Genomic DNA, 24,911 nt, shown 5'->3' with positions numbered 1-24,911 from the left:
CAACATCGAAGTTGTCTATAAGCACATCCGGAAGAATGGCGCGTAGTAGCTTGGTCTGTTCCATATGGCAAAGGTACGACTTTATTCCTAACATACGGTGTTACCAACCGGAAAAATCCGCAGACCCCCTATCCCGCTTCTGAACTTCAGGCTCGCCAGACCACGCCACCGATGCACTCACGCTGACCAAAAATAAGGAAATGGAGATAAAAGAAAAAGTCAAGTCTTCCGACTTGACTTCTCTGTTGGGATACCCGGACTCGAACCAGGAAAGGCAGGACCAGAATCTGCAGTGTTACCATTACACCATATCCCAATTTGTTTCGAGCAATTGCCTCTTGCTCATTTGCGATTGCAAAGGTAGTGCTTTTTTTTCATACCCCAAAACTTTTTGCGCTTTTTTTCATAAAAAATTTCATTTTAGCGGTACTTTATACCATTATTCGGAGAATTAGGGTTAACTTTGCAGTATAAATCAAATTAGAAGACAACTGAATGACAACAACAAACAAATTGGTTGAGACCATTACTGAAGGTATACAGGAAAAGAAAGGTAAAAACATCGTGATAGCCGACCTCAGCGGCATCGACGGCGCCATCGCTCAATACTTCATCATCTGTCAGGGCAATTCACCCGCACAGGTAGAGGCTATAGCCGAGTCGGTGGGCGACATGGTGCGCGAGCGCATGGGCGAGAAGCCCGTAGGCGTGGTGGGTCTTGAGACCGACCAGTGGGTGGCTATCGACTTTGTCGATGCCTTGGTACATATCTTCCTGCCCGAGGTACGCGAGTTCTACGACCTTGAGCACCTCTGGGAAGATGCACATCTTACCCGCATCCCCGACCTTGACTGATATATACACCTTATTATATATATAATATATAGCTATCATGAACAATTTCAATCCCAAAGATAAGCGACCCAACGACCAGCAACCCAAGATGCCCAAGTTCAACATGAACTGGCTCTACATATCGGTGCTTATCTTTATCGCCGTCATCGCCTTTAGCGGCGGAGGCAACCTGTTGGGCGTACAGGGCGTAAGCCAGGAGGCTACATACACCAAGTTCAAAGAATACGTAAGCAAGGGTTACGCCAGCAGGATTATCATCAACAACCAGGAGCACGAACTCAAGATGTATGTCAAGCCCCAAGCCCTCAAAGCCGTCTTCAACCAGCCGGCAGAGAAACTGGGCAAAGACCCATACGTCAAAGTCAACTATGGTTCGGTAGACAAGATAGAAGACTTCCTCTTGACAGCCCAGAAGAGCGGCAAGCTCAAGGACTATGACTACGAGAGACCCAATGAGAACACCCTGCTCAACCTGCTCTACAACTTCGGTCCCTTCCTGCTGCTCATCTTCGTATGGTTCTTCTTCATGAACCGCATGAACAGTGGCGGAGCCGGCGGCGGCGTATTCAATGTCGGCAAGAGCAAAGCCAAACTCTACGAGAAAGCCGGCGAGATGGGCGTCACATTCAAGGATGTGGCTGGTCAGGAAGGCGCCAAGCAAGAGGTGGAAGAAATCGTGGAGTTCCTGAAAAACCCAGAGAAGTTTACCGAGCTCGGAGGTAAAATCCCCAAGGGAGCGCTGCTTATCGGCCCTCCCGGAACCGGTAAGACGCTGCTGGCCAAAGCCGTGGCAGGCGAGGCCGACGTGCCCTTCTTCTCGATGAGCGGTTCCGACTTTGTCGAGATGTTTGTCGGCGTGGGAGCCAGCCGCGTGCGCGACGTATTCCGTCAGGCCAAGGAGAAGGCACCCTGCATCATCTTCATCGACGAGATCGACGCCGTAGGACGAGCCCGCAGCAAGAGCCCCGCCACCGGCGGCAACGACGAGCGAGAGAACACCCTCAACGCCCTGCTCACCGAGATGGACGGCTTCGGCACCAACTCGGGTGTCATCGTGCTTGCTGCCACCAACCGAGTAGACATGCTCGACAAGGCACTGCTCCGTGCAGGCCGTTTCGACCGTCAGATACACGTAGACCTGCCCGACCTGGCTGAGCGAAAGGCCATTTTCAATGTCCACCTGCGCCCGCTGAAGAAGGACGATACCGTAGACGTAGACTTCCTTGCCCGCCATACCCCCGGATTTTCCGGAGCCGACATCGCCAATGTCTGCAACGAGGCTGCCCTCATCGCCGCCCGGCACAACAGCACCCATGTGGGCAAGCAGGACTTCCTCAACGCCGTAGACCGCATCATCGGCGGTCTGGAGAAGAAGACCAAGGTGATGACCGCCGACGAGAAGCGCGCCATAGCCATCCACGAGGCCGGCCACGCCACCATCTCGTGGTTCTGCCAGTACGCCGACCCTCTGCTCAAGGTCACCATCGTACCCCGCGGTCAGGCCTTGGGCGCCGCATGGTATCTGCCCGAAGAGCGCGTCATCACCACCAAGGAGGAGATGCTCGACGAGATGTGCGCCCTGCTCGGAGGCCGCGCCGCAGAAGAGCTCTTCCGCGGTTCCATCTCCACTGGCGCCATGAACGACCTGGAGCGCGCCACCAAGAGTGCCTATGGCATGGTGGCTTATGCCGGTATGAGCGAAGCATTGCCCAATATCTGTTATTACAACAACCAGGAGTACCAGTTCCAGCGCCCCTACTCTGAGACCACAGCCAAGCTGATGGACGAGGAAGTGCTCAAGATGATAAACACCCAGTACGAGCGCGCCAAAAAACTGCTCAACGAGCACGCCGAGGGTCACCGCCAGCTGGCAGAGCTGCTCTTCCAGAAGGAGGTAATCTTCGCCGAAGATGTAGAGAAAATCTTCGGCAAGCGCCCATGGGTGAGCCGCTCTGAGGAAATCATCGAGGCCAACGAGGCCAATGCCCCCAAGCTCGAAGACATGCCCGAGGCTGTGAAGCAGGCCCAGGCCGAGCACGAGCGTGCCAAGGCTGAAGCCGAAGCCAAGCACAACAACAAAGAAAATCAAGATAAAGAGGAGGAGTAAGAGTATGAGTCCAAAAATGAAGAATTTTATCGTCCGCGCCATCACTGGCGCCCTGTTTGTTGCCATCATGGTCGCCGGACTTCTTGACCCCACCGCCATGATAGGGCTCTTCGCCCTCATCACAGGCCTTGCTCTGTGGGAATATACAGGTTTGGTCAACAACATTGAGAATGTCTGCATCAACCGGTTCATCTCTACCGTGGCAGGCGTCTATCTCTTTGTCGCCATCGCCGGCATCAACAGCGGCATCATCCAGACCAATGCCGTCTTTGTGCCCTATCTGCTCACGGTGGTCTATCTCTTTATCAGCGAGCTCTACACGCGCAACGCCAATGCCGTCAACGACTGGGCCTATACCATGCTCGGCCAGATGTATATCGCCCTGCCCTTGGCGTGCATCAATGTGCTGGCCTTCCGCCAGCAGCCCGACGGCACCATCTCCTTCTACTTCCTGCTGCCCCTGTCGGTCTACATCTTCCTGTGGGTCAACGACACCGGCGCCTACCTCAGCGGCTCACTCTTGGGACGCCACAAGCTCTTCCCCCGCATCAGCCCTGGCAAGTCGTGGGAAGGCTCCATCGGCGGCGGACTCTTGGTGCTCGCCGTAGCAGCCCTGCTCGGATGGTGGGAGAACAGCCACGAGTGCCTCTCCGGCCTCTCTGTCATCGAGTGGATGGGCCTCGGACTGGTAGTGGTATTCTTCGGCACCTGGGGCGACCTCGTCGAGAGTCTCTTCAAGCGCACCCTGGGCATCAAGGACAGCGGCAGCATCCTGCCGGGCCATGGTGGCATGCTCGACCGTTTTGACTCGTCGCTTATGGCCATCCCCGCATCTGTCATCTATATCTATTCACTCACCTTACTCTAAAAGATGAAGCAAGTAAAACCCAAGAAGAACTTAGGCCAGCACTTCCTGATAGACCTGGGCATAGCTCGGCGTATAGCCGACACGGTAGATGCCTGCCCCGACCTGCCCGTGCTCGAGATAGGCCCTGGCATGGGCGTGCTCACCCAGTATCTGGTAGAGAAGCCACGCCCCGTCAAGGCCATCGAGATTGACCGCGAGTCGGTGGTTTACCTCCACGACCGTTTCCCCAAGCTCCAGGACAACATTATCGGCGACGACTTCCTGCGCATGGACCTCACCACCATCTTCGACGGCCAGCCCTTTGTGCTCACGGGCAACTACCCCTACGACATATCCTCACAGATATTCTTCAAGATGCTCGACAACAAGGAGCTCATTCCCTGCTGCACCGGCATGATACAGCGCGAGGTGGCGCTGCGCATGGCGGCACAGCCCGGCAACAAGACCTACGGCATATTGTCGGTACTCATACAGGCATGGTACAATGTGGAATATCTCTTCACTGTAGATGAAGACGTGTTCAACCCACCGCCAAAGGTGAAGAGTGCGGTGATAAGAATGACGCGCAACGACGTGACCTCACTGGGCTGCGACGAGCGTCTCTTCAAGCGTCTGGTCAAGACGGTGTTCAACCAGCGCCGCAAGATGCTTCGCGTGAGCATCAAACAGATGTTCGGGGCGCAGAAGCCAGCAGACGAGTTCTTCACCCAGCCTATCATGACCCGACGCCCCGAACAGCTTGCTATCTCCGAGTTTGTCGACTTGACCAACCAGATAGCCCCCTACATGGGATAATCAATCAGTTTTTACAATTTTATACGAGACATTGCCTTTGCGGATGATATACACTCCCTTGGGCAATGTCTTTATCGTTTGCAGCGAGCCCAACCGCTTGCCGTCGATGGCATACACGGCAGTAGAGGCGGCATCGTCGGTGCCCAACTCGGGCATGGTGATGCCGTTGGCCGTATTGCCAAAGGAGAACGAGCTCACCAGCGACTCGGCATAGCTTTTCACAACTTTTTCGCCTTTCTGCAGCACCACGGTGTTGCCCTTGAAGACGATGCGGTTTATGTCTGTGCCTATCTTGTAACTCACCTCACTGTTCACACCGTCGTTGAGGCGGAAAGTGAGCATCGAGTCTTCGGCCCACATGGTACAGCTGCAGCAGAGGGCCAGCAGAGATAAAACTGTCTTTTTCATCTTGATGTTTGTTTAGGCTGCAAATATAGGCAAAATTAGCGAATAAAAGCGACTTGCCCATGATTATTTCAGATTTTGTAAAGATTTCTGGCGATTTTCTTGTTGTTTCAGAACAAAAGCAGTATCTTTGAGGCGACTAAGAGGACGGAAACCGGCAGGACGAGCGAGTTTGTCAGGTCCGTCCAGACCAAAGTTTAAAGTGTATAACATAGTTAACAACGGTCCAAGTCTGTATTACGTGTCAGCGATGAGATGTCTGCAGATGCTAATTGGACTATGATATTTGCAAGCCTCCGAGATGTGATATCTCTGAGGCTTTTTTGTTTGCCTGCAGTGCTCCGCCACCACGCCGTCGCCATCGCCCATACCGCGGAGTGCATCAACAAATTGGTTTCAGGGTTTGATTTATCGGTTGCAAGCCTTGCCATAACTATTGCAGAGCCTGCAACCGTCATTTCACGCCACAAACTGCATTTTCCGAGCATCTCTGGCTGGATGGTGGTCATTCCCTGCGAGGCGAGGGACATCACCTGCGAGATGGTGGTCATTCCCTGCGAGGCGAGGGGCATCACCTGCGAGGCGAGGATCATTCCCTGCGAGACGAGGGGCATCACCTGCGAGGCGAGGGGCATCACCGCTCCCGGCGCCCTACCCTATGGCCCGCTATAGGCTGACTGCGGGGCTGACTATCAACCCTAAATGCTGGTAAATCACATAGAATAATGACACAAAAACAAGAAAAGGCGGGTTTTTCACGCAAAGGAAGGAAATAATTATTACATTTGCGATTGACTAATGTCAATCCCGTCAAGTTACCCGCGACGCCCGCCCTCACGCCGTTCTCCCAGGCTGCGACCGGGGGCATATAACTTACCACAATGAAAGATATGAAACTTAAAGACCATTACGATGTGATTATCATTGGTGGAGGCATCACAGGCGCAGGCACTGCCCGCGACTGTAGCATGCGTGGCCTGCGCGTACTGCTCGTCGAGCGCCACGACTTCACCCACGGCGCCACCGGCCGCAACCACGGTCTGCTGCACAGTGGTGCCCGCTATGCCGTCACCGACCAGGAGAGCGCTACCGAGTGTATCGTGGAGAACAAGATACTGCGACGCATTGCGCCCCACTGCGTGGAAGAGCACGACGGACTCTTCATCACGCTGCCCGAAGACGACCTGGCTTACCAGCAGCTCTTCGTCGACAGCTGTCTGCGTGCCGGCATCCGCGCCGAGATTATCGACCCCAAGCTGGCGCTCAAGCGCGAGCCCTCTGTCAACCCCGACCTGATAGGCGCTGTGGTGGTGCCCGACGGCAGCATCGACCCCTTCCTGCTCACGATGAGCAATGTGCTCGACGCCCGTCGTCATGGTGCCGACATGCTTACCTATCACGAAGCCTCAAGCCTCATCATACGCAACGGAAGGGTCGAAGGAGTAAACCTGCGCAACACCATAACCGGTGAGCGCATGGAGGCCCACGCCACCATCACCATCAATGCCGCCGGCATCTGGGGCATGGAGATAGCGCGCATGGCTGGGGTGACGGTCAACATGTTTCCCGCCAAGGGCTCGCTGCTGGTCTTCGGCCACCGCGTCAACAATATGGTCATCAACCGCTGCCGCAAGCCTGCCAACGCCGACATACTCGTGCCGGGCGACGTCATCACCGTGATAGGCACCACCTCCGAGCGCGTGCCTATGGAGGAAGTCGAGAACATGAGGGTAACCCCCGAAGAGGTCGACGTGCTGCTCAAGGAGGGATGCAAACTGGCGCCCTCGCTGGCGTCAACGCGAATTTTGCGAGCCTATGCCGGAGTGAGGCCACTCGTGGCAAGCGACCACGACGCCACGGGTCGCAGCATAAGCCGAGGCATCGTGTGTCTGGACCACGAGGTGCGAGACGGACTGGCGGGCTTCATCACCATCACCGGCGGCAAGCTCATGACCTACCGACTCATGGCCGAGATGGCTACCGACAAGGTGTGCGAGAAGCTCAACATACAGCGTGAGTGCGAGACTGCCATCACGCCGCTGCCCAACCCCGAAATGCGCAGCGACAAGGCGTTCCGCCACCATGGAACCATGACTCCAGAGCCGCTGGTGTGCGAGTGTGAGGGCGTATCGCGCCGCGATGTAAAGCAGCTCATAGACGACCATCAGGTCACCAGCCTCTCCCAGCTGCGCCGACGCACCCGCCTGGGCATGGGCACCTGTCAGGGACAGCTCTGCGCCTATCGTGCCGAGCGCATGCTCGAAGAACTCTGCCACAAGACCAAGGCCCAGAGCCGTCAGGACGTGATGCGTTTTCTCAACGAGCGCTGGAAGGGTATGGCAGCCGTAGCCTGGGGCCCCACACTGAGCGAATGTCAGCTCATGGGCTACATCTACCAGTCTATCTTGGGTATTAGGAAAGAGAAATAACAACGACAAGCAATCAGAATAACGTGAAATTTGATACTATTATAATAGGTGGAGGTCTCAGCGGACTCACTTGCGGCATCAGCCTTGCCGAGGGTGGGCAGCATGTGGCCATCATCAGTCGCGGACAGAGCAGCATGTTCTTCAGCGACGGTTCGTTCGGTCTCCTGGGCTACGACAACGAGGGCAACGAAGTGGCGCACCCCGCCGAGGCTATGGGCCAGTTGGCCGCCACGCATCCCTACACCAAGATGGGTGCCGAGCGCACCCTCTCTCTTGCCCGTCGGGCGCAGTCACTGCTCCAGGCTGCCGGCGTAGAGATGGACGGCAGCTACGACGCCAACCACACGCGCGTCACCCAGTTTGGCACCGCCATGCCGGCATGGCTCACCATCGTGGGCCACGACAAAGACGGTGAAGCCACCTTCCCCTTCATCTACGGCAGAAGCATCCAGACCACACTGCAAAAGCGGTTTGAACTCCTCGGCGGAACCTATCTGCTGGGCGACGAGATAGTGGCTGCCAAGGCGTGGAGCGCCGATGGCACAAGGCTCATAAGCGTAACATCGAAGCACCTGAACGCCGAGCCGCTCGAAGCCGACCACTTCGTGCTGGCGGCAGGCTCGTTCTACAGCGGTGGCATCATGGCCGACTACGAGCACGTGTTCGAGCCCGTGTTCGACCTCCGTGTCGACGCACTCGCCGACCGCAGCCAGTGGGCACTCGACGATGCCTTCGACGAGCAGCCCTTCATGGAGTTTGGCGTGGTTACCGACGCCACATTCAGGGTCACCAAAGACGACAAGACCATCGACAATCTCTTTGCCATCGGCAGCATACTGAGCGGACACAACTCCATCAGCCTCGCCGACAAGGAAGGCGTGTCGATGATCACTGCCCTGCACGTGGCAGAGACCATAAAACAATAAAGAGCTATGAGTAAAGATATACAGTTATACCAGGTCAGCGAGAACGACCTGGAGAAGTGTCTGAAATGTTCCATCTGCAACGCGTACTGCCCGGTGAGCGGCGTCACGCTCAAGTTTCCCGGCCCCAAGTGGGCGGGGCCTGACGGCGAGCGCCACCGTCTGAAAGACGAGACCTGCTTTGACGAGAAGACCATGAAGATGTGCCTCAACTGCAAGCGTTGCGAGATTGTCTGTCCGCAAGGCGTCAAGGTGGGCGACATCATCCAGAGCGCCCGCATCAAGTACAGCCTGCAGGGCATAGGCATCAGAGAGTTTATGCTCGCCAATACCGACCTCGTGGGTACGCTCGCCACCCACTCCTTCGGACTCGCCAACCACGTGGTCAACATGGGACTTACCAAGTGGATGCTCCACAAGATGGTGGGCATACACCAGGGCCGCACCTTCCCTGCCTACGCCTCGCACACGTTTGAGGCGTGGTACCGCCGTGAAGCCGCCAAAGGCCAGCAGAGCTTCGACCGCAAGGTGGCTTACTTCCATGGTTGCTACGTCAACTACAACTTCCCCGAACTGGGCAAGCACCTCGTGCGGGTGCTCAACGCCATGGGCTATGGCGTATCACTCATCAAGGGAGAGCAGTGCTGCGGTCTGCCAGCCATAGCCAACGGCATGAGCGAGAAGGCACGCGCCAACGGCCGCCACAACATAGCCGCCATGGAGCGGGCACTACGCGACGCCGAGTGCATCGTCACCACCTCGTCATCGTGCACCTTCACCATGCGCAGCGAGTATGAGAGTCTGCTCAGACTCGACAACAGCAGCGTGGCAGAGAGCATCACCCTCGCCACCAAGTTTATCTACCAGCAACTCAAATCGGGCGCCGCCCAACTGCGTTTCAAGCCCGACTTCAAGCTGCGCGTGGCTTACCACTCAGCATGCCACATGGAGCGGTTGGGATGGACCATCTACAGCATCGAACTGCTCAAGATGATACCCGGCCTCGAGCTGGTCAAACTCGAAAGCCGCTGCTGTGGCATCGGTGGTACCTACGGCTTCAAGAAGGAGAATTACGATGTGTCGCAGTCTATCGGTGCCCCGCTCTTCAAGCAGATTGGCGAGGTAGACCCCGACGTAGTGGTCACCGACTGCGAGACCTGCAAGTGGCAGATAGAGATGAGCACACCCTACCGGGTAATGAACCCCATCTCAATCATCAACGACGCAATATTAGACTAAAACAAGACATATATGGAAAACAGAGTAACAATGGCATTGGACAATGCTACCACCACCAAGGCCCTGCAACTGGGATGTGGCGTGATAAGCACCGTGGGTGATGTCTTCGCCCAGCAGTTTGCCGGCCACAAGGCCATCATCGTCGCCGACAAGACCACATGGCACGTGGCTGGAGCCAAGGTAGCCGAAATCCTCGCCCGCGATGGCATCGCCACCTGCGAACCTTATATCTTCGACGAGCCCGAGATGCACGCCGAATGGAAATACATAGACCGCCTGGATGCCGTGCTGGCTCAGACCGACGCCGTGGCAATAGCCGTGGGCTCGGGCACCATCAACGACACCACCAAGCTCTGCTCGGCCCATCAGCAGCGACCCTACATGGTAGTGGCGACAGCCGCCTCGATGGACGGATATGTGGCGTCGGGCGCATCGATAACCAAGGACGGCAAGAAGCAGACCTTCGCCTGCCCCGCTCCCCAGGCTGTGGTGGCCGATGTCGACATCATAGCCGGCGCACCCGAAGCCATGACCGCCTCGGGCTACGGCGACCTCTTCGCCAAGGTTCCGGCTGGAGCCGACTGGATAGTGGCCGACGTGATAGGCAACGAGAAGATAGACCCGCTGTCGTGGAGCATCGTGCAGGACGGACTGCACAGCGCGCTCGCCGACCCCGAGGGCGCACGGCGTGGCGACAAGCACGCCATAGAGCAGCTCATAGAGGGCCTGTTGCTCGGCGGATTTGCCATGCAGGCCTACCCCAAGACCTCGAGGCCCGCCTCGGGTGCCGAACACCAAGTGAGCCACATGCTCAATATGGCCAATTTCACCATGGCCAACGGCAATATGCCTTCGCATGGTTTCCAGGTGAGCATGGGTGTGCTGGTGTCGCTCTCGCTCTATGAGTATCTGCTCGAGATGGACATCGAGCATCTTGACATCGAAGCCTGTGTCTCGGCATGGCCCTCGCTCGAAGAGCAGGAGGCCCACACGCGCGACACCTTTGCTGGCTCGGGTCTGGAGGACTTCTGCGTGGGAGAGATATGCGCCAAATATGTAAGCCGCGACCAACTGCGCCAAGAGCTGACCGACATCCGCGACAACTGGAGCACACTGCGCGAGCGGCTGCAGCAGCAGCTGGTATCGGTGGCAGAGGCCAAGCGCCGTCTGCAGATGGTGGGCGCGCCCACCGAGCCCGAAGATATCGACATCAGCCGCAGCTATCTCAAGGAAATCATCTACAAGTCGCAGTTTATACGCCGCCGCTACACCATCATGGATGTCGCCGTAAGGCTCAACCGCTATGAAGAGTGGCTCGACCGCCTCTTCTCAGAGCGCGGACTGTGGCCCATAGAACGCTAAGACCCAGACTATAACCCTATTAACTACTGACAGATATGACCAAGACATTCAAATACTGGCAATGGCGCACCATCTTCGCCACCATGATAGGCTATGCCATCTTCTACTTCGTGAGAAAGAACTTCTCGTTTGCCATCCCCGGACTCACCGCCGAATATGGCATCTCCAAGACCAGCTTCGGTATCATCATGACCCTGGTGACGGTGGTCTATGGCGCGTCGAGATTTCTCAACGGCTATCTCGCCGACCGCTTCAACGCCCGCTACCACATGGCGATAGGACTGCTGCTCTGTGCCGCAGCCAACTACGCCTTCGGCTTTGGCGCCGACCTGAGTTACCTCATCACCGGCGAGAGCTCGGGACCGCAGTTTGTCAACACCATGGTATTCATCTTCGGCCTGTTCCTGCTGCTGAACAACCTCTTCCAAGGCTCGGGCTTCCCCCCGTGCAACCGCCTGCTCACCCACTGGATTCCCGCCAATGAGCTGGCTACCAAGATGTCTATCTGGAACACCTCCCACTCGATAGGAGCCTCTATCGTGGCCATCCTCTGCGGCTACATCATGGCAACGATGGGCCAGGGCGCGTGGAAGTGGTGCTTCTGGATACCCGCCACCATTGCCCTCGTGGGCGCGATAGGCATCTATGTCTTCCTGCGCGACACGCCGTCGTCGGTAGGACTGCCCGAGCTCCACACCATCAACAAGAAGGGCAAGGAGGGAGGCACCGAGTACAAGGCGTTCCTGCGCAAGATGGTATTCCGCAACAAGTGGATATGGATATTGGCCATCGCCAACTTCATGGTCTACATCGTGCGCTTCGCTGTGCTCGATTGGGGTCCCACCTTCCTCAAGGAGGCTCGCGGCATGAGCCTTGCCAACGCCGGATGGACAGTAGCCATCTTCGAGATATTCGGCATCATCGGCATGATAGTCTCGGGCTGGCTCACCGACCACGTGTTCAAGGGCAAGGCCCATCGCACCTGCTTCTGGTTCATGGTGGGCGTGGCTGTGTTTATGACCATCTTCGTATCGCTGCCCGCCGGCACATCGATGCCCGTGATGGTGGTAGTGCTCGCCATGGCAGGTTTCTTCATCTACGGCCCGCAGGCGCTGATAGGCATCGCCGCCTCTAACCAGGCCACCAACCGCGCCGCAGCCACCGCCAACGGACTCATCGGAATGTTTGGCTATGCCAGCGGAATCGTGAGCGGCATCGGCGTGGGTATGCTCGTCGACGCATGGGGTAACTGGGACTATGTATTCTATGGTATGATAGGTATCGCCGTGCTCTGCGTGGCTGTCTTCACGCTCATGTGGAACGCCAAGGCCGACGGCTATGCCGAAGAAGAAACCGCTAAACTGTAAACTATGCAACTGGAAAAAATCAAGCATGTGGCGCTCGACATGGATGGCACCATCTATCTCGGCGACACGCTCTTTCCCTACACCCTCGACTTCCTCGACAAGCTCAAGAGGATGGGTATAAGCTACTCGTTTCTGACCAACAACCCGTCGAAGTCGATAGAGGACTATCTGAAGAAGCTCGCACGCATGGGAATACATGCTACCGAGGAAGAGATATACAACACCACCGTGGCGACCATCGACTATATCAAGGCCCACTACCCCGAGGCGCGGCGCCTCTTCCTCTTGGGCACGCCCAGCATGATTTCCCAATTTGAGGCAGCCGGCTTCACATCCTGCGAGGACACCGCCGAAGACGTGCCGGATATCGTAGTAGCTGCCTTTGACATGACCCTCACCTACAAGAGGCTGTGCAGGGCGGCATGGTGGATAAGCAGGGGGCTACCCTACATCGCCACCAACCCCGACCGGGTGTGCCCCACCAACGAGGAGACCGTGCTGGTAGACTGCGGCTCTATCTGCCGCTGCCTGGAGAGCGCCACCGGACGCAAGCCCGACATCACGCTGGGCAAGCCCGACCCCAATATGCTCATCGGAATACAGCAACAGCGCGGGCTCAAGCCCGAAGAGATACTCATGGTGGGCGACCGCATCTATACCGACATTGCTATGGCGTTCAATGCGGGCGCCATGGGCTGTCTGGTGCTCTCGGGCGAGACCACGATGGAGGTGGCGCAGGCAGCCGAACGCCAGCCCGACCTCATCGTAGACAGCATCGAGGTGCTCGGCAACATGTTACAACAAATCCACGACCGATGATGCGCAGACCTATATTGACTCTACTGCTCCTGGTGCTCTGCCTGGGCTGCGTGGCACAGGACTTCCCCAAGCGTATCTTCTCGGGGTATCAGGGCGACTTCCACGTTCAGGGCGCTGCCTATGACCGTCAGCGCCAGTGTGTGTACATGTCGTTTACCACCAAACTGATGAAATACGATCTCCAGGGCCGTCTCATCGCCAGCGTCAACGGACTCACGGGCCATCTGGGCTGCATCGGCATTAACCCCGATGACGGCAGACTCTACGGGTCGCTCGAGTACAAGCACGACGTGATAGGCACGGGCATCACGGGCAACCTGGGCGTGAAAAACGACGCCCGCACGGGCTTCTATGTGGCCATCTTCGACCTCGACAAGATAGACCGCATCGACATGAGCCCCGACGAGGTGATGACCACGGTGTATATCCCCGAAGTGGTGGCCGACTGCGAAGCCACCGTCGTCAACAACGGTCGCCAGGTGGCGCATCGCTACGGCGCATCGGGCATCGACGGCCTCACCTTTGCTCCGCAGTGGGGCAAGAGGTCTGGTCGCAACTATCTCTACCTGGGCTACGGTGTCTATGGTGACACCACGCGCACAGACAATGACTATCAGGTGTTGCTCTGCTATGATGTGCGCCAGTGGAGCAGGTATGCACGCAAGATAGACCCCACCCACATCCACGAGTCGGGTCCCGCGAAGCCGCGCGCCAAGTACTTTGTCTATACGGGCAACTCAGATTATGGCATCCAGAACCTGGAATACGACGCCTCGACGGGCTACATGTTCGCCGCGGTCTATCACGGCTACAAGAGCCAGTGGCCCCGCTATGAGATGTATGCCATCGACACGCGCGTCAAGCCTCACAAGGGTTGGCTGCGGGGTGTGGAGCCGAGAGAGAAGGCCCCTCTGCTCACCCTGGTGCATAGTGGCAAACCCTCAGCAGGCGGCGAGGTATGGGGATGGGAGCGTACGCGTGGCGCCACAGGCATGATAGCCCTCGGCAACGGCCTCTTCTATCTCTCCGAGAATGGTCTGGTGAAGACCAAGGGCAAAGGCAACTACACCAATCTGCGCCTCTATCGCTGGAGCGATGACAAAGGTTTTGTAAGACAATAGCGCGCTGCCAAGGCAGACAGCGACCACAACCAACGGCCCGACGGACAGCTCCGTCGGGCCGTTGTTGTCTATGCTGGTGGCTATGTGTAGCGATGGCGTGACCACCGGTAGCTATGACGAGGGTAGCAAGAAGCAGCAGGGAGGACGGCAAGAGAGTAAGGGTAGCAACCTCAAGCAGCCTTGCATCACGCATCACGAGTTCCACAAGGCACCTCAAGTCATTGCAAACCATACGGATAGCAAGGCTACCCATGGTCATTGCCGGCTCGTATCGTAAGGCACATGTCCACGTATCAAAAGTCACGAAAGCTCGTATCATACGACACGTGCACACGTAACATACGTCACGTGCCAGCCGAGTGGACTGCGGTGGAAGTCGAGGTGAAACCGGCAGCGGCGCAAGGGCACACTACTGCGCGAAAAGGTAACGTATAGCATGTAGCCGTAGACATTACACACAGCAGGAGAATGGAATGAATTATGAAGAGGAATACTATCAAGTCGAGAATAACTCCTTCGGCTAAGCGCAACACCTACAGCGTTGCTATCCTTTTCTGTATCAATACCCAGGGTTGGGAAATCGCAACTCCTACAGAGTTGCCGGGGGTGCGTACCATCCCACGACGGGCACCCCTTAATGCTTAGTGTCGCTGTCCGCTAATACTCTTTTGAGCATAAAGAATCAGGGCGGGAATCCTCGCATGGAATTCAGTGCTATCAGTTGCCTTGCTTCTTGAAATTCAATTCCAATATCTTTTCGACTATCGTATGCGCTTAGCTGTACTTTATCTACTCGATTCTGATATGACCATCAACGACATCGCCATAAAACTGGGCTACGACTACCAAAGCTACTTCTACACAGCCTTTAAGCGAAAATATGGCGTAAGTCCTATTGAATATAGAGCCATGCAGCATGCTCAAGATGCAAAACATGAGGATGTTTAGCGCGGACGTAAAGGAAAGGAATGTTATTCTGTTTCAGCCTTCGGTTAATATCATCTGCATCAGTTCCTCGTTGGCTCTGTTGTTTACCGACGCATCCTTTACCTCAGAAAGATAGTCGAGTGTGGCAGAACATTCGCCTGTTATGTCTACGCCGATTACCTTCTCGTGGGCATATATGATGCGCAGGACGGCTTGGAGTTGCATGAGAGTCATGTCTCCATTACTCCAATCGGTAATGGCATCTTGCTTTCTAAGCACGTCCTTGTCTATGGAAATGTAGACAGGCTCATGTATCAACTTGCCTGCCTTTGAGGGCCATGCTTGATGATGGTCGATTTCTGCTTGGCTGTAGAACATCACTTTCTTCCTTAGAGGGGCTGGCACCTGGGATATCAATTCGTCAGAAGCACCAACGATAATGATATTCCTTACAAAAGAATTCTTCTCCAATACATCCGTAACCCAACCGCCACATGAAACAACACCCTTCCATTGTGGCTGCTGCATGTCAGGATGGTGGTCAAGCACAATCAGAGAGAACGGCTCTTGTAGTCTGGAAACCCAATATTCAGTAAGATAATGATAGTCGCCCGAATCAATAAAGTGAAGCGCCTTTGCAGGATACGGAGCAAGCAGCTGGCGCAGCTCTTTCATTCCATCCTCATCACAATAGCAGTCTACGCCATTAAGTTCACGACAGTCAACATGGACAATCTCCTGACTTGAGGCAAACGACTCGTAATCGTATACATCAGAGAAATTGAGGAGTATAATAGGCAGTTTCTTTTTCATAAACGCAAGAATTTTGGCAACAGTATTGCTATTAACACAAATGACCTATAAACAGCAGTCGGTAATGGCCGCATTGTTCGTATGTCATCAAGCAAATGGAGCACAAGTCTAAACCTGTGCTCCTTATCTAATTTTTCGTAATATCCAACATGCCTGTCATTACCAGTATGACAGCACGATTCATATTCATTATAATACCATTGGCATCTGCGCCTTCGGTATTTCTCCCTTTCCCGTGAGTTTATATCTTCGTGGGTGCGGACTTGATGATGGGCTTCTTGATGGTGATGGTTGCGCTGGTGCGGATATCCTCTACCGACGCACCTATCTCCAGGGTGTATTTGCCGGCATCGGTTACCCATGCCATGCGCTTCTCGTTGAACGAGGCGAGGTCAGCCAGGGGGATTGACATTTCCACGACCTCTGTCTCTCCGGCTTTGAGCAGTCGGGTCTTGGCAAAGGCTTTCAGCTCGCGGCTGGGTTTTTCCATCGCGCCCTTGGGAGCGTTGACGTAGAGCTGCACCACCTCTTTGCCATCTACGCTACCCACATTGGTCACGGGCACGCTGACGATATAGCGGCCCTTGACAAGGCGCACCTGTGGCTTGTCATATTTGAAAGAGGTGTATGACAGACCGTAGCCGAAGGGATAAGCCACGGCCTTCTTCTGCGTATTGAAATAGCGGTAGCCCAAATAGATATCTTCCTCGTAGTTGGTGTAGCCCAGGTCTTTCTTGGCGAGCACCACCGAGTCGGGGCGCAGCAGTTCGTCCCAGTTGAACTTGTAGTGCAGGGGGAAATTCTTGGCAGATGGGTAGTCGAAGTAGTCGAGCGCAAAGGTCATCGGCAGTCTGCCCGAAGGACATACCTTGCCCGTGAGCACATCGGCCACAGCATTGCCGCCCTCTTCGCCGGGCTGCCAAGCCATGACGATGGCATCGACCTTGTCGCGCCATGACGCCACATCGATGACGCCACCCACGTTGAGCACTACTATCACAGGCTTCTTCTGCGCGTGGAAAGCCTTGCTAACCTGGTCTATCAGCGTCAGCTCAGCCTTGGTGAGCAGATAGTCGCCCTCCTTGTAGTCGCGGTCTTCGGCCTCGCCCGAGTTGCGGGCGATGGTGATGATGGCCTTGGTGCAGTCCTTGGCACGATAGCCGATGAAGGCGCTGTTGATGGCAGGCTCCTCGGGCTCACGCATACCGAAGAACCAGTTGCGGAAGGTGGGCGTATTCTGCTCGTCGAGCAGCAGATACTGGTTGTCCATATAGTGGGTGTAATAGGTATCGAGTGTAGAGTGGAGGTTTACCTTGCTGTTGTGCAGTCCCTCGACGAGGGTCACGGTGTAGGGCTTGTAGACATCAGCGGCGCCGCGTCCGTTGGCATAAAACTTATACGCGCCAAGTCCGAAGAGCGCCACCTGGTCGTCTTCCACGAGGGGCAGAGGGCGCGCCTTGGTCACCGCCTGCTTGGCAGCATCACCAGTGATGAGGGCAGGCTCGCTGTTCTTGAGCAGCACCACGCCCTCGGTGGCAGCCTCGCGTGCCAGCACGGCGTGGGCCTTGAGGTCGGGAGCGAAGGTGGCTTCGACGCCACGGTAGTGGGGTGTGCGCATGATGTATCGCAGCACACGCCGCACATTGTTGTTGATTTCAGCCATCGTCAGCGTACCTTTCTTCACGCAGTCCAGGATATCCTGCACCTGCTGCGGAGTACCGCCCATGAGCAGGTCGTTGCCGGCATGTACCTGTGCGCGGGTGTCGCGTGCCTCCACCCAGTCGGTCATCACGATGCCGTTGAAGCGCCATTCCTTGCGCAGCAGGTCGGTGAGCAACTTGTGACTGTACTGGGTGTGCAGGCCATTGATACGGTTGTATGACGACATCACAGCCCAAGGCTTAGCCTCGCGGATGGCTATCTCGAATCCGCGAAGGTAGATTTCGCGGAGGGCGCGCTGCGACACACGGGCGTCGTTGAACATGCGCATCGTCTGCTGCGAGTTGGCGGCAAAGTGCTTGATGGTGGCGCCCACGCCCACAGACTGCAGACCCTTGGTGGCTGCCGCTGCCATATAGCCAGACAGCAACGGGTCTTCAGAATAGTACTCGAAGTTGCGGCCATTGAGCGGGTTGCGATGTACATTGAGACTCGGAGCCAACAGGATGTCGCCACCGTAGGCAAGCAGTTCGTCGCCCATTGTGGCACCCACGCGCTTTACCAGGTCGGTGTTCCATGTGGCAGCCAGCAGCGTAGCCACTGGGAAGCCGGTAGAATAGTAGGCTTTGCCGTCGCCTCTCACCAGCGTGTCCATGCGCACACCCGTGGCGCCATCCATCATGATGGTGTGGGTTATGCCCAGGCGGGGTATGGCGTAGGTGGTGCCGGCTCCGTTGGCGATGATATCCATGCCTTCAGCCGACTTGACTCCCACCAGCAGATGGGCTTTCTCTTCAAGGGTCATCGCTTTGACAATCTGGTCGATGGGCGCTTTGCCCAACTGGGGCAAGGGTTTTTGGGCGGTCATCGTCAGGCTGCACGACGCCACGGCAAATAGTAGGAATATTCTTGATAATTTCATGATAATAATGATTTTCTGCAAAATTAATATAATTTCATTAGACCTCCACGCTTTTAGGGCAAAAAGTTTGAAGGTGGGCGTAAAAAAATGGATTGAGGGGCTGGTTATCGTTGGATGAATGAAAACACAAAAAGCCGTGGCGGTGGCTGTCGTGGTGTGAGTTATCTGCTGTGGTTACACTGGCATTTAGTTGGTGCGGGTAACGCCTTCGGCTAAGCGCAACACTTACAGCGTTGCTATCCTCTTTTTCAAATTTTCCCAGGGTTGAGGCGCAACGCACCTCAACCCTGGGCTGGAAAATCGCAACTCCTACAGAGTTGCTATTGCTTGCACAAACCATCTGCGAGTTACGCCTACGGCTAAGCGCAACTCCTACAGCGTTGTCGAGGTGCACGCCATCCACTATGGGCTAACCAAACATGGCCTTAATGCGAAGCCCCATCTCAGTCTTCACCAAGGGAAAGAAGCTCGAGCCAACCGCATCAAGCACAGCAGGAATAAGCTCCAGTCCCTTGAGAAGGGCTGGGGAGGGGCGGCGGCTTTAGGGAGGGGCTTTTAGATAGATACAAAAAAAAGGGCAGACTGTTTCTCATTACCGAGAGCAGCCTGCCCTATACTTTACTATTCACCTAATGCTTATTTGACTTCTATGTGCTTAACGTCTTCCTTTTCCTCTTTCTTCTCGACCTTTGGCAGAACTACCTTGAGCACACCGTCGGCAACGTTGGCCTCAATCTTGTCGGCATCTACATTGTCTGGCAGAGCGTAACTCTGACGATAGCTGGTGTAAGAGAACTCGCGGCGCAGATAGTGTTCCTTCTTGTTCTCGTCCTTCTGCTCATTCTTGTTCTCGATAGAGAGGGTAAGATAGCCGTCTTTGTCGATACTCATGTTGACTTGCTCCTTCTTCAGGCCTGGAACAGCGACTTCCATAACATACTGCTTGTTGTCTTCCTTAACGTTGACAGCCGGAGCTGTGGTTGTGGTCTGTGCCATTACGGGTGTATTGAAGAAATTGTCATCAAACCAATTGTTCAACCAATCAAAATCATTGTTTCTACGAACTAACAACATAATTATTACCTCCTAATTGTATTTTATATTCTTCTTTTATCTTGCCGGTGTGGGTCTCGTCAACCTTGCGGTTGCCTTCGGCCTTCCGGCTTTCACTGATAGTTTTGCAAGTTGCATACCAACGGCGAAGAAGTGACAATTTGTCAGTGCGACGGGGCGATTGTGGCAGCAATGTTGAAAATAATTGGCTTTTACTGCCATAATCATGACAACAGGAAGGCAATATGGCATCATGGCAAGGATGGCGGTGACGGCGGTAAAGACAATGAGAGCGACAGGCATCGCTATGGACAGGACAAAAAAAATGAAGGCCGCAACTATTCCCATAGTCGCGGCCCCCGGATTGTTGTTTTTAAACCAACGCTATATTATGAAACAACAAATTATTTGAACATATAGAGTTCTCCTACACATGTCTGGTTGTACTCTTCGCCAAAGAAGTAACCATAGTAGCAAGTGTAAGGAATGAACTTTACATACTTACATGTAATTGCTGAGTAGAAGTTGATGCAAACAACACCATCTGTATAACCAGTTTCCAAAGCTCCACCAGTCTGAGATGTCCAGTTCTGACCATCGTTACTGGTAAAGATTTCAAGGGTATAAGGACCGTAAGGTGCGTCATAACCATACTGGTAAGCAACACCAATCAGAGGCTGGGGAGTTTTGAACTCACAGTAAATTGGCTCTGGACCAGCATACATATCTGCCCATGTGCTGGTGTATGTATCCATGAGCTTTTCAGTATAGTCTTCTTCCTGGAAGGTGTAGGTCAGATCAGCTGCAGTAAGCTTGGTCTTGGTCAACAGATCGTCGCTGAAGCCCTTGAAGTTGGTTACCTTCTTGTCCAACAATGTATAATAAGCATTGTGGTCCTTACCCACAGCAACCTTAGAAGCAGACTTGACGTCAGTAATCTTGATGGCTGCAATAGCTTTGCCAGAAACGTTTCTGATGGCTTCGCTGTCAGTTACTTTGAACTTGACAGGCTCAGCAGATACATTCTTGCCAGCAGGGATGGTAACAGTATTGTTCTCAATAGCCATACAGCCAGGAGCAAGAGCACTGTTCTTGTCAGCACCATAAGCAGCGGCGCCAGCAGCGGCAGCCTCTGTATCCTCAGCCACAGTAACGACTACGTCATTCTCTACAGGAGTAGTAATACGTACATAGAACTCGTATGTATCCTCGGGTACAACAAATCCTGCAGGAGTCTGAACTACAGTTGCCTGTGTTGCATTGGCAGGTGCAGATACCTCATTGATATATACCTTGGGATCATTGCTTGTCTGCTCCTCGGGGTGAAGGAGCGAGCCCACCTCGGGCTCACCCTGACATGCCGTAAAGAGGGGCAATGCGGCTATCAGCGCAACGGCTGATTTAATTATCATTGATTTCATAATCTTCTTACGTTTTTACAGTTTATTATTTACCATCAATACGTACATCCTGAATCCAAGTGGGAACCAAATTGTCCTTAGTTGTGGCATCGTTGCCATTGCCAGACCAATCCTTGAACTTGAAGCCCTGACCCTCATTGAACTTGTAGTAGAAGATGAAGCCGGGAGTGGTGGGATCGCAAGAGTACATATTGTTCTGAATCTCCTTCTGTGAGCGTGCCTTCTTCCACAGACGAACCTCGCTGTAGTAAGAGTTACCCTTGTTATAGGTAGAGTTAGAGCTGATAGATACAGAAGAAACGCGGGTCTCCTTGCCAGGCAGGTCCATAGAGTTGTCGAGCTGACCGTTGACATAGAGATACAACTTGGCACCGGTGCATACGTAGGCGATGTGATACCATGTGTTGGCGTTGAAGAGCATCTGGCTGTTCATCTGTGTACCCTGGGTCTTGATCTGCAGACGGTTACCCTCGATAGGAGCATCACCGAAGCGTACATAAACCTCATCGGGACCAGTACTGTAGATAGCCTGGTTGTTCATTTCACCCACACGTGTACCGAGCTTATCCTTGTTGATATTCATCTCCATAGTCCACTCTGTAGTAGTATAAGTCTCGTTGAGATCCTGGCCGATATAATGTCTTACGTTGAACTGTACAACAGGCTGGATAACCACCTGGTCAAGAACGAATACCATTACGCTACCAGACTTGAGGACATTGGCGTTGCCGCTAACCTTCTCGAGACGGAAGGCGAGTGCATACTTCTTACCGCTATTCTTGAGCTCATCGTTGTAAGGATTGACGGTGAGTGTAGCGGGGTTAGATACAGAAGTACCGGGTTCAATGGTCACCTCATTGGCAGAGAGCGAGAATGTTCCCTCAGGCAGAGCTGTATAAGAAGTCTCGTTCTTGGAGTTGAACTGCTCGAGAGCCTGAGCATCGTACACCAGCTTGAAGCTGCTTGCCTCGGTAGCCTTTTCAGACAGACGTACGTTGATGTCTGTAGAGACACACTCGTTGCCGACAGTAAGTTTCTGCGAAGAATTGGCATTAGTCGCTGTCTGCAGGATGTATGCCTGATTGGTGAGCTGGTCGTATTCGGCATTCTCACAACCTGTGAGGGCTACGGCGCCGAGAAGGATGCCACCATATATGAATTTTGAAATCTTTTTCATTATTGCAGTTATTATGAAATTAAATACTACTTAATCGCGGGATTCATAATCTGGATACCCTTACGCAGAGCGGGATAAGAAGGCTGCTTGCCTGCCATATACTCATACTCCATGTGATAGGTACCGATACCACCCTTCTGGACTTTCTTGCCATTGATGATGGGCTGCCAACGTGCCATACCCTCAAGACTCATCATCTCATTGCCATTGCGGTCAGTAAATGATACGCCACCAGCAAGAGCAAAGTTCTCGAAGTTCTCGGTAACGATGTACTTCTTGGCAACCTCTTCGGGCTCGAGTACGCCATTAAAGTTCATGATAGTACCCTGGAGACGACCATCGAGGTTAGCGTCACCGGTACATTGGTAAGCCTGAACGATGAAGTAGTTGAAGCAAGGACCGAGCTCTGAGTTGATAGTCTGAGGCTCACCGTCGATGACGAGCATCTTGTCTGTACCCGACTTTGGACCAAGACGGCGGCTGAGAGCCTCTACGAATACCTTCTCGGCAGCGGGAACACCAGAGATGTTACCTCTGTGACCGTAGTTAGGCTCATAGTCATAGTCGAAACCATCGTAGCCATACTTGTCGATGGTATCACAGATGGCATTGGCATACTTCACGATAGCCTCGTCGCCTTCACCCCAGAATGTAGTGGCATCCTCGCCCTCGGGAGTGAGCTGGTCGCCTACGTTCTGTACGATGAAACATACGAGAGCACGTGTACCCTTTACAGTCTGTACATATTGGAGGTCGGCCTTGCGCTCGGGTGTGAGGTTACGCCAGTTACCCCATATTGAAACGAAGTCTACGCTGTCGGGGAGACCGCGGAGCGAGTTTTCGAGAGAAGCACCGGCACCTACCCAGTTACCAAACCATCCGAAGGCTACGGGGTGGTCGCTCTTCTTATATGCTCTCAGAGCCTCATAGTACTCTGGAGTGCGCGCAGGGTCGGTGAGATTGACGGGATTCTTTGTCTCGACATCTGTGTCACAGGCAGCAAACATAAAGGCAACTACCGACACGAGCAGCATTTTGAATATATTTTTCATTGCTTTTGTCAATTTATTAGTTGATAATATAGTGATTACTTCTGCCACCACATCTTGGTAGCATAGTCATCGGCACCACCGAGGAGCTGTACAGCCTTCTGATAGTTTACAGGGTTGTTGGTAGGCTCAGTGTAGTCGAAAGGAATACGGTTGGGCACCTCAATGCTGTAAGAAGTAGTCTGGGCTACGGGGAATACCTTAGGATAGCCTGTACGACGAATCTCGCACCATCCCTCCTGACCGTCGGGGAAGAGGGCAATCCACTTCTGGACGATAAGGCGCTCAAGTTTCTCTGCTGCAGAAGCGCTGTTGTCCCACTTGATAGTGATGGTAGACATCTTGCCATGTGAACCACCGTAACCATCGGTAGCATCCTTATAGTCGGCAGGAGTACTTGCATCGTCTTCGAGGTAAGCATCTACGTTCTTGGCACCCCACTGCTCGAAAGAGAGCTTGATGGCCTGCTTGTAGAGAGACTCTACGTCGCCACCCATACCAGACCAGTTGGCCAGCGCACCTTCGGCACGGCAGAATGTCATTTCAGCTGCTGTGAGCCATACGCCACGAGAGTCCTTCTCGATGTTGGCTGCAGAGTAGAGACCACCGGCAACAGACTTATTACCAATGTTGGCACCGGCACGACAACCGATGATGGCGCGGTCGCCCTCGGTAGTTGTAGCACTGAAGTACTTGCTGATACGTGGGTCACCATAACCGTTCATATAGCTCTCGATGTCGGCACATGCGCGGCTGTCGCCCCACTCTACAGAGGTCTTCCACTGACCGTTGGGGTTGTAGTTGATGGCGCAGTTGTCGTCGTTAGAGGTGATGACACCAGCGGCAACAGCTTCCTCACCTACCTTCTTGGCATAGTCGGGAGCCACGAAGCGCATACGGATAGCCATACGCAGTTTGAGAGAGTTGGCAAATTTCACCCACTTGGTGAAGTCGCCACCATAGACCTGGTCGGCGTCCTTGAACTGTACGAGGCTACCACCGTTGGCGGCGATCATACCGTTGATTACACCGAGGGCGTGGTCGAGGTCAGCCACGAGAGTCTTGTAGATGGTCTCCTGTGAAGAGTAGGCATTGGGATCTTCCTCAGCGCCGATTGGCAGAGGACCATACATATCGGTAAGACGCAGGAATGACTGTGCGCGCAGGATCAGAGCCCATGCGTAAGGCAGACTCTCCTTGGTAGAGAGACGGGCAATCTCATTGAAAGCCGAAACGGTCTTCTTCATACTGTCGGCGAATGGATAACGTACCCATCCTACAGGAGCATTCATCTTGGCGAAGTTGCTACCAGCGAAACCGTTGTTGGCATAAGTCATGAAGCGGCCGAGGTAGTTACCGATAAGGTCTTGGTTCATCTGATAGGTATTCTCCTGCTCGGGGAAAGCCTCAGTCTCCATCTGAACCATGAAAGAACCGGTGCTATAGTTATCGCGGTTGATTTCTTCATTGTTGAGGGCACCACCGGGACGGTTGGCGTCTTCGAAGCCATCAGTACATGAAGCTGCGAGGCCCATTACTGCCACTGATGCAACAGCGAAGGTTATTGTCTTTATAATAGTTTTCATTTTGAAAGTCATTT

The 24,911-nt window shown here is 54.2% G+C and carries 24 protein-coding genes and 1 tRNA gene; 15 read left to right on the top strand and 10 right to left on the bottom strand.

Annotation, left to right across the window (positions count from 1 at the left end):
* Positions 1 to 245 precede the first annotated feature (245 nt).
* Positions 246 to 316: transfer RNA gene (locus tag CIK87_RS00975), tRNA-Gln, on the bottom strand.
* 179 nt (positions 317 to 495) lie between these two features.
* Between CIK87_RS00975 and rsfS the strand changes: the two genes are divergently transcribed.
* The 4 genes from rsfS to rsmA are packed head-to-tail and all read left to right on the top strand — an operon-like array spanning position 496 to position 4,625.
* A complete protein-coding gene (rsfS, locus tag CIK87_RS00970) occupies positions 496 to 855 on the top strand; it encodes a ribosome silencing factor (RefSeq protein ID WP_094384699.1) in 360 nt (119 codons plus the stop codon).
* A 37-nt stretch (positions 856 to 892) separates the two neighbouring features.
* Positions 893 to 2,962 (top strand): ATP-dependent zinc metalloprotease FtsH, encoded by a 2,070-nt coding sequence (ftsH, locus tag CIK87_RS00965; RefSeq protein ID WP_094384697.1) that lies wholly within the window; start codon positions 893 to 895, stop codon positions 2,960 to 2,962.
* Positions 2,963 to 2,966: 4 nt separating this feature from the next.
* Complete coding sequence (locus CIK87_RS00960; RefSeq protein WP_094384695.1) at positions 2,967 to 3,830, top strand: phosphatidate cytidylyltransferase; 864 nt, start codon at positions 2,967 to 2,969, stop codon at positions 3,828 to 3,830.
* Positions 3,831 to 3,833: 3 nt separating this feature from the next.
* Complete coding sequence (gene rsmA, locus CIK87_RS00955) at positions 3,834 to 4,625, top strand: 16S rRNA (adenine(1518)-N(6)/adenine(1519)-N(6))-dimethyltransferase RsmA (RefSeq protein WP_094384692.1); 792 nt, start codon at positions 3,834 to 3,836, stop codon at positions 4,623 to 4,625.
* Here rsmA and CIK87_RS00950 read toward each other — a convergent pair whose 3' ends face one another.
* Complete coding sequence (locus CIK87_RS00950; protein ID WP_094384690.1) at positions 4,626 to 5,033, bottom strand: hypothetical protein; 408 nt, start codon at positions 5,031 to 5,033, stop codon at positions 4,626 to 4,628.
* 276 nt (positions 5,034 to 5,309) lie between these two features.
* On the opposite strand from CIK87_RS00950, the gene CIK87_RS13850 reads away from it, so the two are divergent.
* The 11 genes from CIK87_RS13850 to CIK87_RS14705 all read left to right on the top strand — a co-directional run bounded on the left by CIK87_RS13850 (position 5,310) and on the right by CIK87_RS14705 (position 15,238).
* Positions 5,310 to 5,702 (top strand): hypothetical protein, encoded by a 393-nt coding sequence (locus CIK87_RS13850; protein WP_144008059.1) that lies wholly within the window; start codon positions 5,310 to 5,312, stop codon positions 5,700 to 5,702.
* A gap of 218 nt (positions 5,703 to 5,920) precedes the next feature.
* Positions 5,921 to 7,459, top strand: a complete 1,539-nt coding sequence (glpA, locus tag CIK87_RS00940) for an anaerobic glycerol-3-phosphate dehydrogenase subunit A (RefSeq protein ID WP_371327092.1) — start codon at positions 5,921 to 5,923, stop codon at positions 7,457 to 7,459.
* Positions 7,460 to 7,482: 23 nt separating this feature from the next.
* Positions 7,483 to 8,385, top strand: coding sequence for an anaerobic glycerol-3-phosphate dehydrogenase subunit B (locus CIK87_RS00935; protein ID WP_094384684.1), 903 nt, complete (start codon positions 7,483 to 7,485; stop codon positions 8,383 to 8,385).
* Between the two features lie 6 nt (positions 8,386 to 8,391).
* Positions 8,392 to 9,621: an anaerobic glycerol-3-phosphate dehydrogenase subunit GlpC gene (glpC, locus tag CIK87_RS00930; RefSeq protein ID WP_094384682.1), complete on the top strand. Its 1,230-nt coding sequence runs from the start codon at positions 8,392 to 8,394 to the stop codon at positions 9,619 to 9,621.
* Positions 9,622 to 9,633: 12 nt separating this feature from the next.
* Complete coding sequence (locus CIK87_RS00925) at positions 9,634 to 10,983, top strand: sn-glycerol-1-phosphate dehydrogenase (protein WP_094384680.1); 1,350 nt, start codon at positions 9,634 to 9,636, stop codon at positions 10,981 to 10,983.
* A gap of 35 nt (positions 10,984 to 11,018) precedes the next feature.
* The gene (locus CIK87_RS14460) at positions 11,019 to 12,350 is read left to right on the top strand and encodes an MFS transporter (RefSeq protein WP_173823469.1); all 1,332 of its coding nucleotides are present in this window, start codon (positions 11,019 to 11,021) and stop codon (positions 12,348 to 12,350) included.
* Between the two features lie 3 nt (positions 12,351 to 12,353).
* Positions 12,354 to 13,169: an HAD-IIA family hydrolase gene (locus CIK87_RS14455; protein WP_173823468.1), complete on the top strand. Its 816-nt coding sequence runs from the start codon at positions 12,354 to 12,356 to the stop codon at positions 13,167 to 13,169.
* Entirely contained in the window at positions 13,166 to 14,290 is a 1,125-nt protein-coding gene (locus CIK87_RS00915; RefSeq protein ID WP_094384678.1) for a hypothetical protein, read from the top strand. The genes CIK87_RS14455 and CIK87_RS00915 overlap by 4 nt, the downstream gene beginning before the upstream one ends.
* An 82-nt stretch (positions 14,291 to 14,372) precedes the next feature.
* The gene (locus CIK87_RS00910) at positions 14,373 to 14,567 is read left to right on the top strand and encodes a hypothetical protein (protein WP_144008058.1); all 195 of its coding nucleotides are present in this window, start codon (positions 14,373 to 14,375) and stop codon (positions 14,565 to 14,567) included.
* Between the two features lie 203 nt (positions 14,568 to 14,770).
* The gene (locus CIK87_RS14185; protein WP_158215072.1) at positions 14,771 to 14,935 is read left to right on the top strand and encodes a hypothetical protein; all 165 of its coding nucleotides are present in this window, start codon (positions 14,771 to 14,773) and stop codon (positions 14,933 to 14,935) included.
* A 66-nt stretch (positions 14,936 to 15,001) separates the two neighbouring features.
* Positions 15,002 to 15,238, top strand: a complete 237-nt coding sequence (locus tag CIK87_RS14705) for a helix-turn-helix transcriptional regulator (RefSeq protein ID WP_256387337.1) — start codon at positions 15,002 to 15,004, stop codon at positions 15,236 to 15,238.
* A gap of 33 nt (positions 15,239 to 15,271) precedes the next feature.
* Here the strand turns inward: CIK87_RS14705 and CIK87_RS00900 are convergent, their stop codons facing one another.
* The 8 genes from CIK87_RS00900 to CIK87_RS00865 all read right to left on the bottom strand — a co-directional run bounded on the left by CIK87_RS00900 (position 15,272) and on the right by CIK87_RS00865 (position 24,897).
* The gene (locus CIK87_RS00900) at positions 15,272 to 16,030 is read right to left on the bottom strand and encodes an arginase family protein (RefSeq protein ID WP_094384672.1); all 759 of its coding nucleotides are present in this window, start codon (positions 16,028 to 16,030) and stop codon (positions 15,272 to 15,274) included.
* A gap of 241 nt (positions 16,031 to 16,271) precedes the next feature.
* Entirely contained in the window at positions 16,272 to 18,611 is a 2,340-nt protein-coding gene (locus tag CIK87_RS00895; RefSeq protein WP_094384670.1) for a glycoside hydrolase family 3 protein, read from the bottom strand.
* A 636-nt stretch (positions 18,612 to 19,247) separates the two neighbouring features.
* On the bottom strand, positions 19,248 to 19,685 hold the full coding sequence (locus CIK87_RS00890) for an Hsp20/alpha crystallin family protein (RefSeq protein WP_094384667.1): 438 nt from the start codon (positions 19,683 to 19,685) through the stop codon (positions 19,248 to 19,250).
* Between the two features lie 36 nt (positions 19,686 to 19,721).
* Complete coding sequence (locus tag CIK87_RS13845) at positions 19,722 to 20,012, bottom strand: hypothetical protein (RefSeq protein WP_144008057.1); 291 nt, start codon at positions 20,010 to 20,012, stop codon at positions 19,722 to 19,724.
* Between the two features lie 56 nt (positions 20,013 to 20,068).
* Positions 20,069 to 21,085: a BT_3987 domain-containing protein gene (locus tag CIK87_RS00880; RefSeq protein WP_094384662.1), complete on the bottom strand. Its 1,017-nt coding sequence runs from the start codon at positions 21,083 to 21,085 to the stop codon at positions 20,069 to 20,071.
* A 25-nt stretch (positions 21,086 to 21,110) separates the two neighbouring features.
* Positions 21,111 to 22,262, bottom strand: a complete 1,152-nt coding sequence (locus CIK87_RS00875) for a BT_3987 domain-containing protein (protein ID WP_094384660.1) — start codon at positions 22,260 to 22,262, stop codon at positions 21,111 to 21,113.
* Between the two features lie 26 nt (positions 22,263 to 22,288).
* On the bottom strand, positions 22,289 to 23,314 hold the full coding sequence (locus CIK87_RS00870) for a glycoside hydrolase family 18 (protein ID WP_094384658.1): 1,026 nt from the start codon (positions 23,312 to 23,314) through the stop codon (positions 22,289 to 22,291).
* 35 nt (positions 23,315 to 23,349) lie between these two features.
* A complete protein-coding gene (locus CIK87_RS00865) occupies positions 23,350 to 24,897 on the bottom strand; it encodes a SusD/RagB family nutrient-binding outer membrane lipoprotein (RefSeq protein WP_022309684.1) in 1,548 nt (515 codons plus the stop codon).
* Positions 24,898 to 24,911 lie beyond the last annotated feature (14 nt).

It is taken from the genome of Prevotella sp. P5-64 (assembly GCF_002251285.1).
Taxonomy (GTDB): domain Bacteria; phylum Bacteroidota; class Bacteroidia; order Bacteroidales; family Bacteroidaceae; genus Prevotella.
The sequence above is the reverse complement of the archived record's forward strand: the minus strand, read 5'-3'. Positions and strand labels throughout refer to the sequence as shown.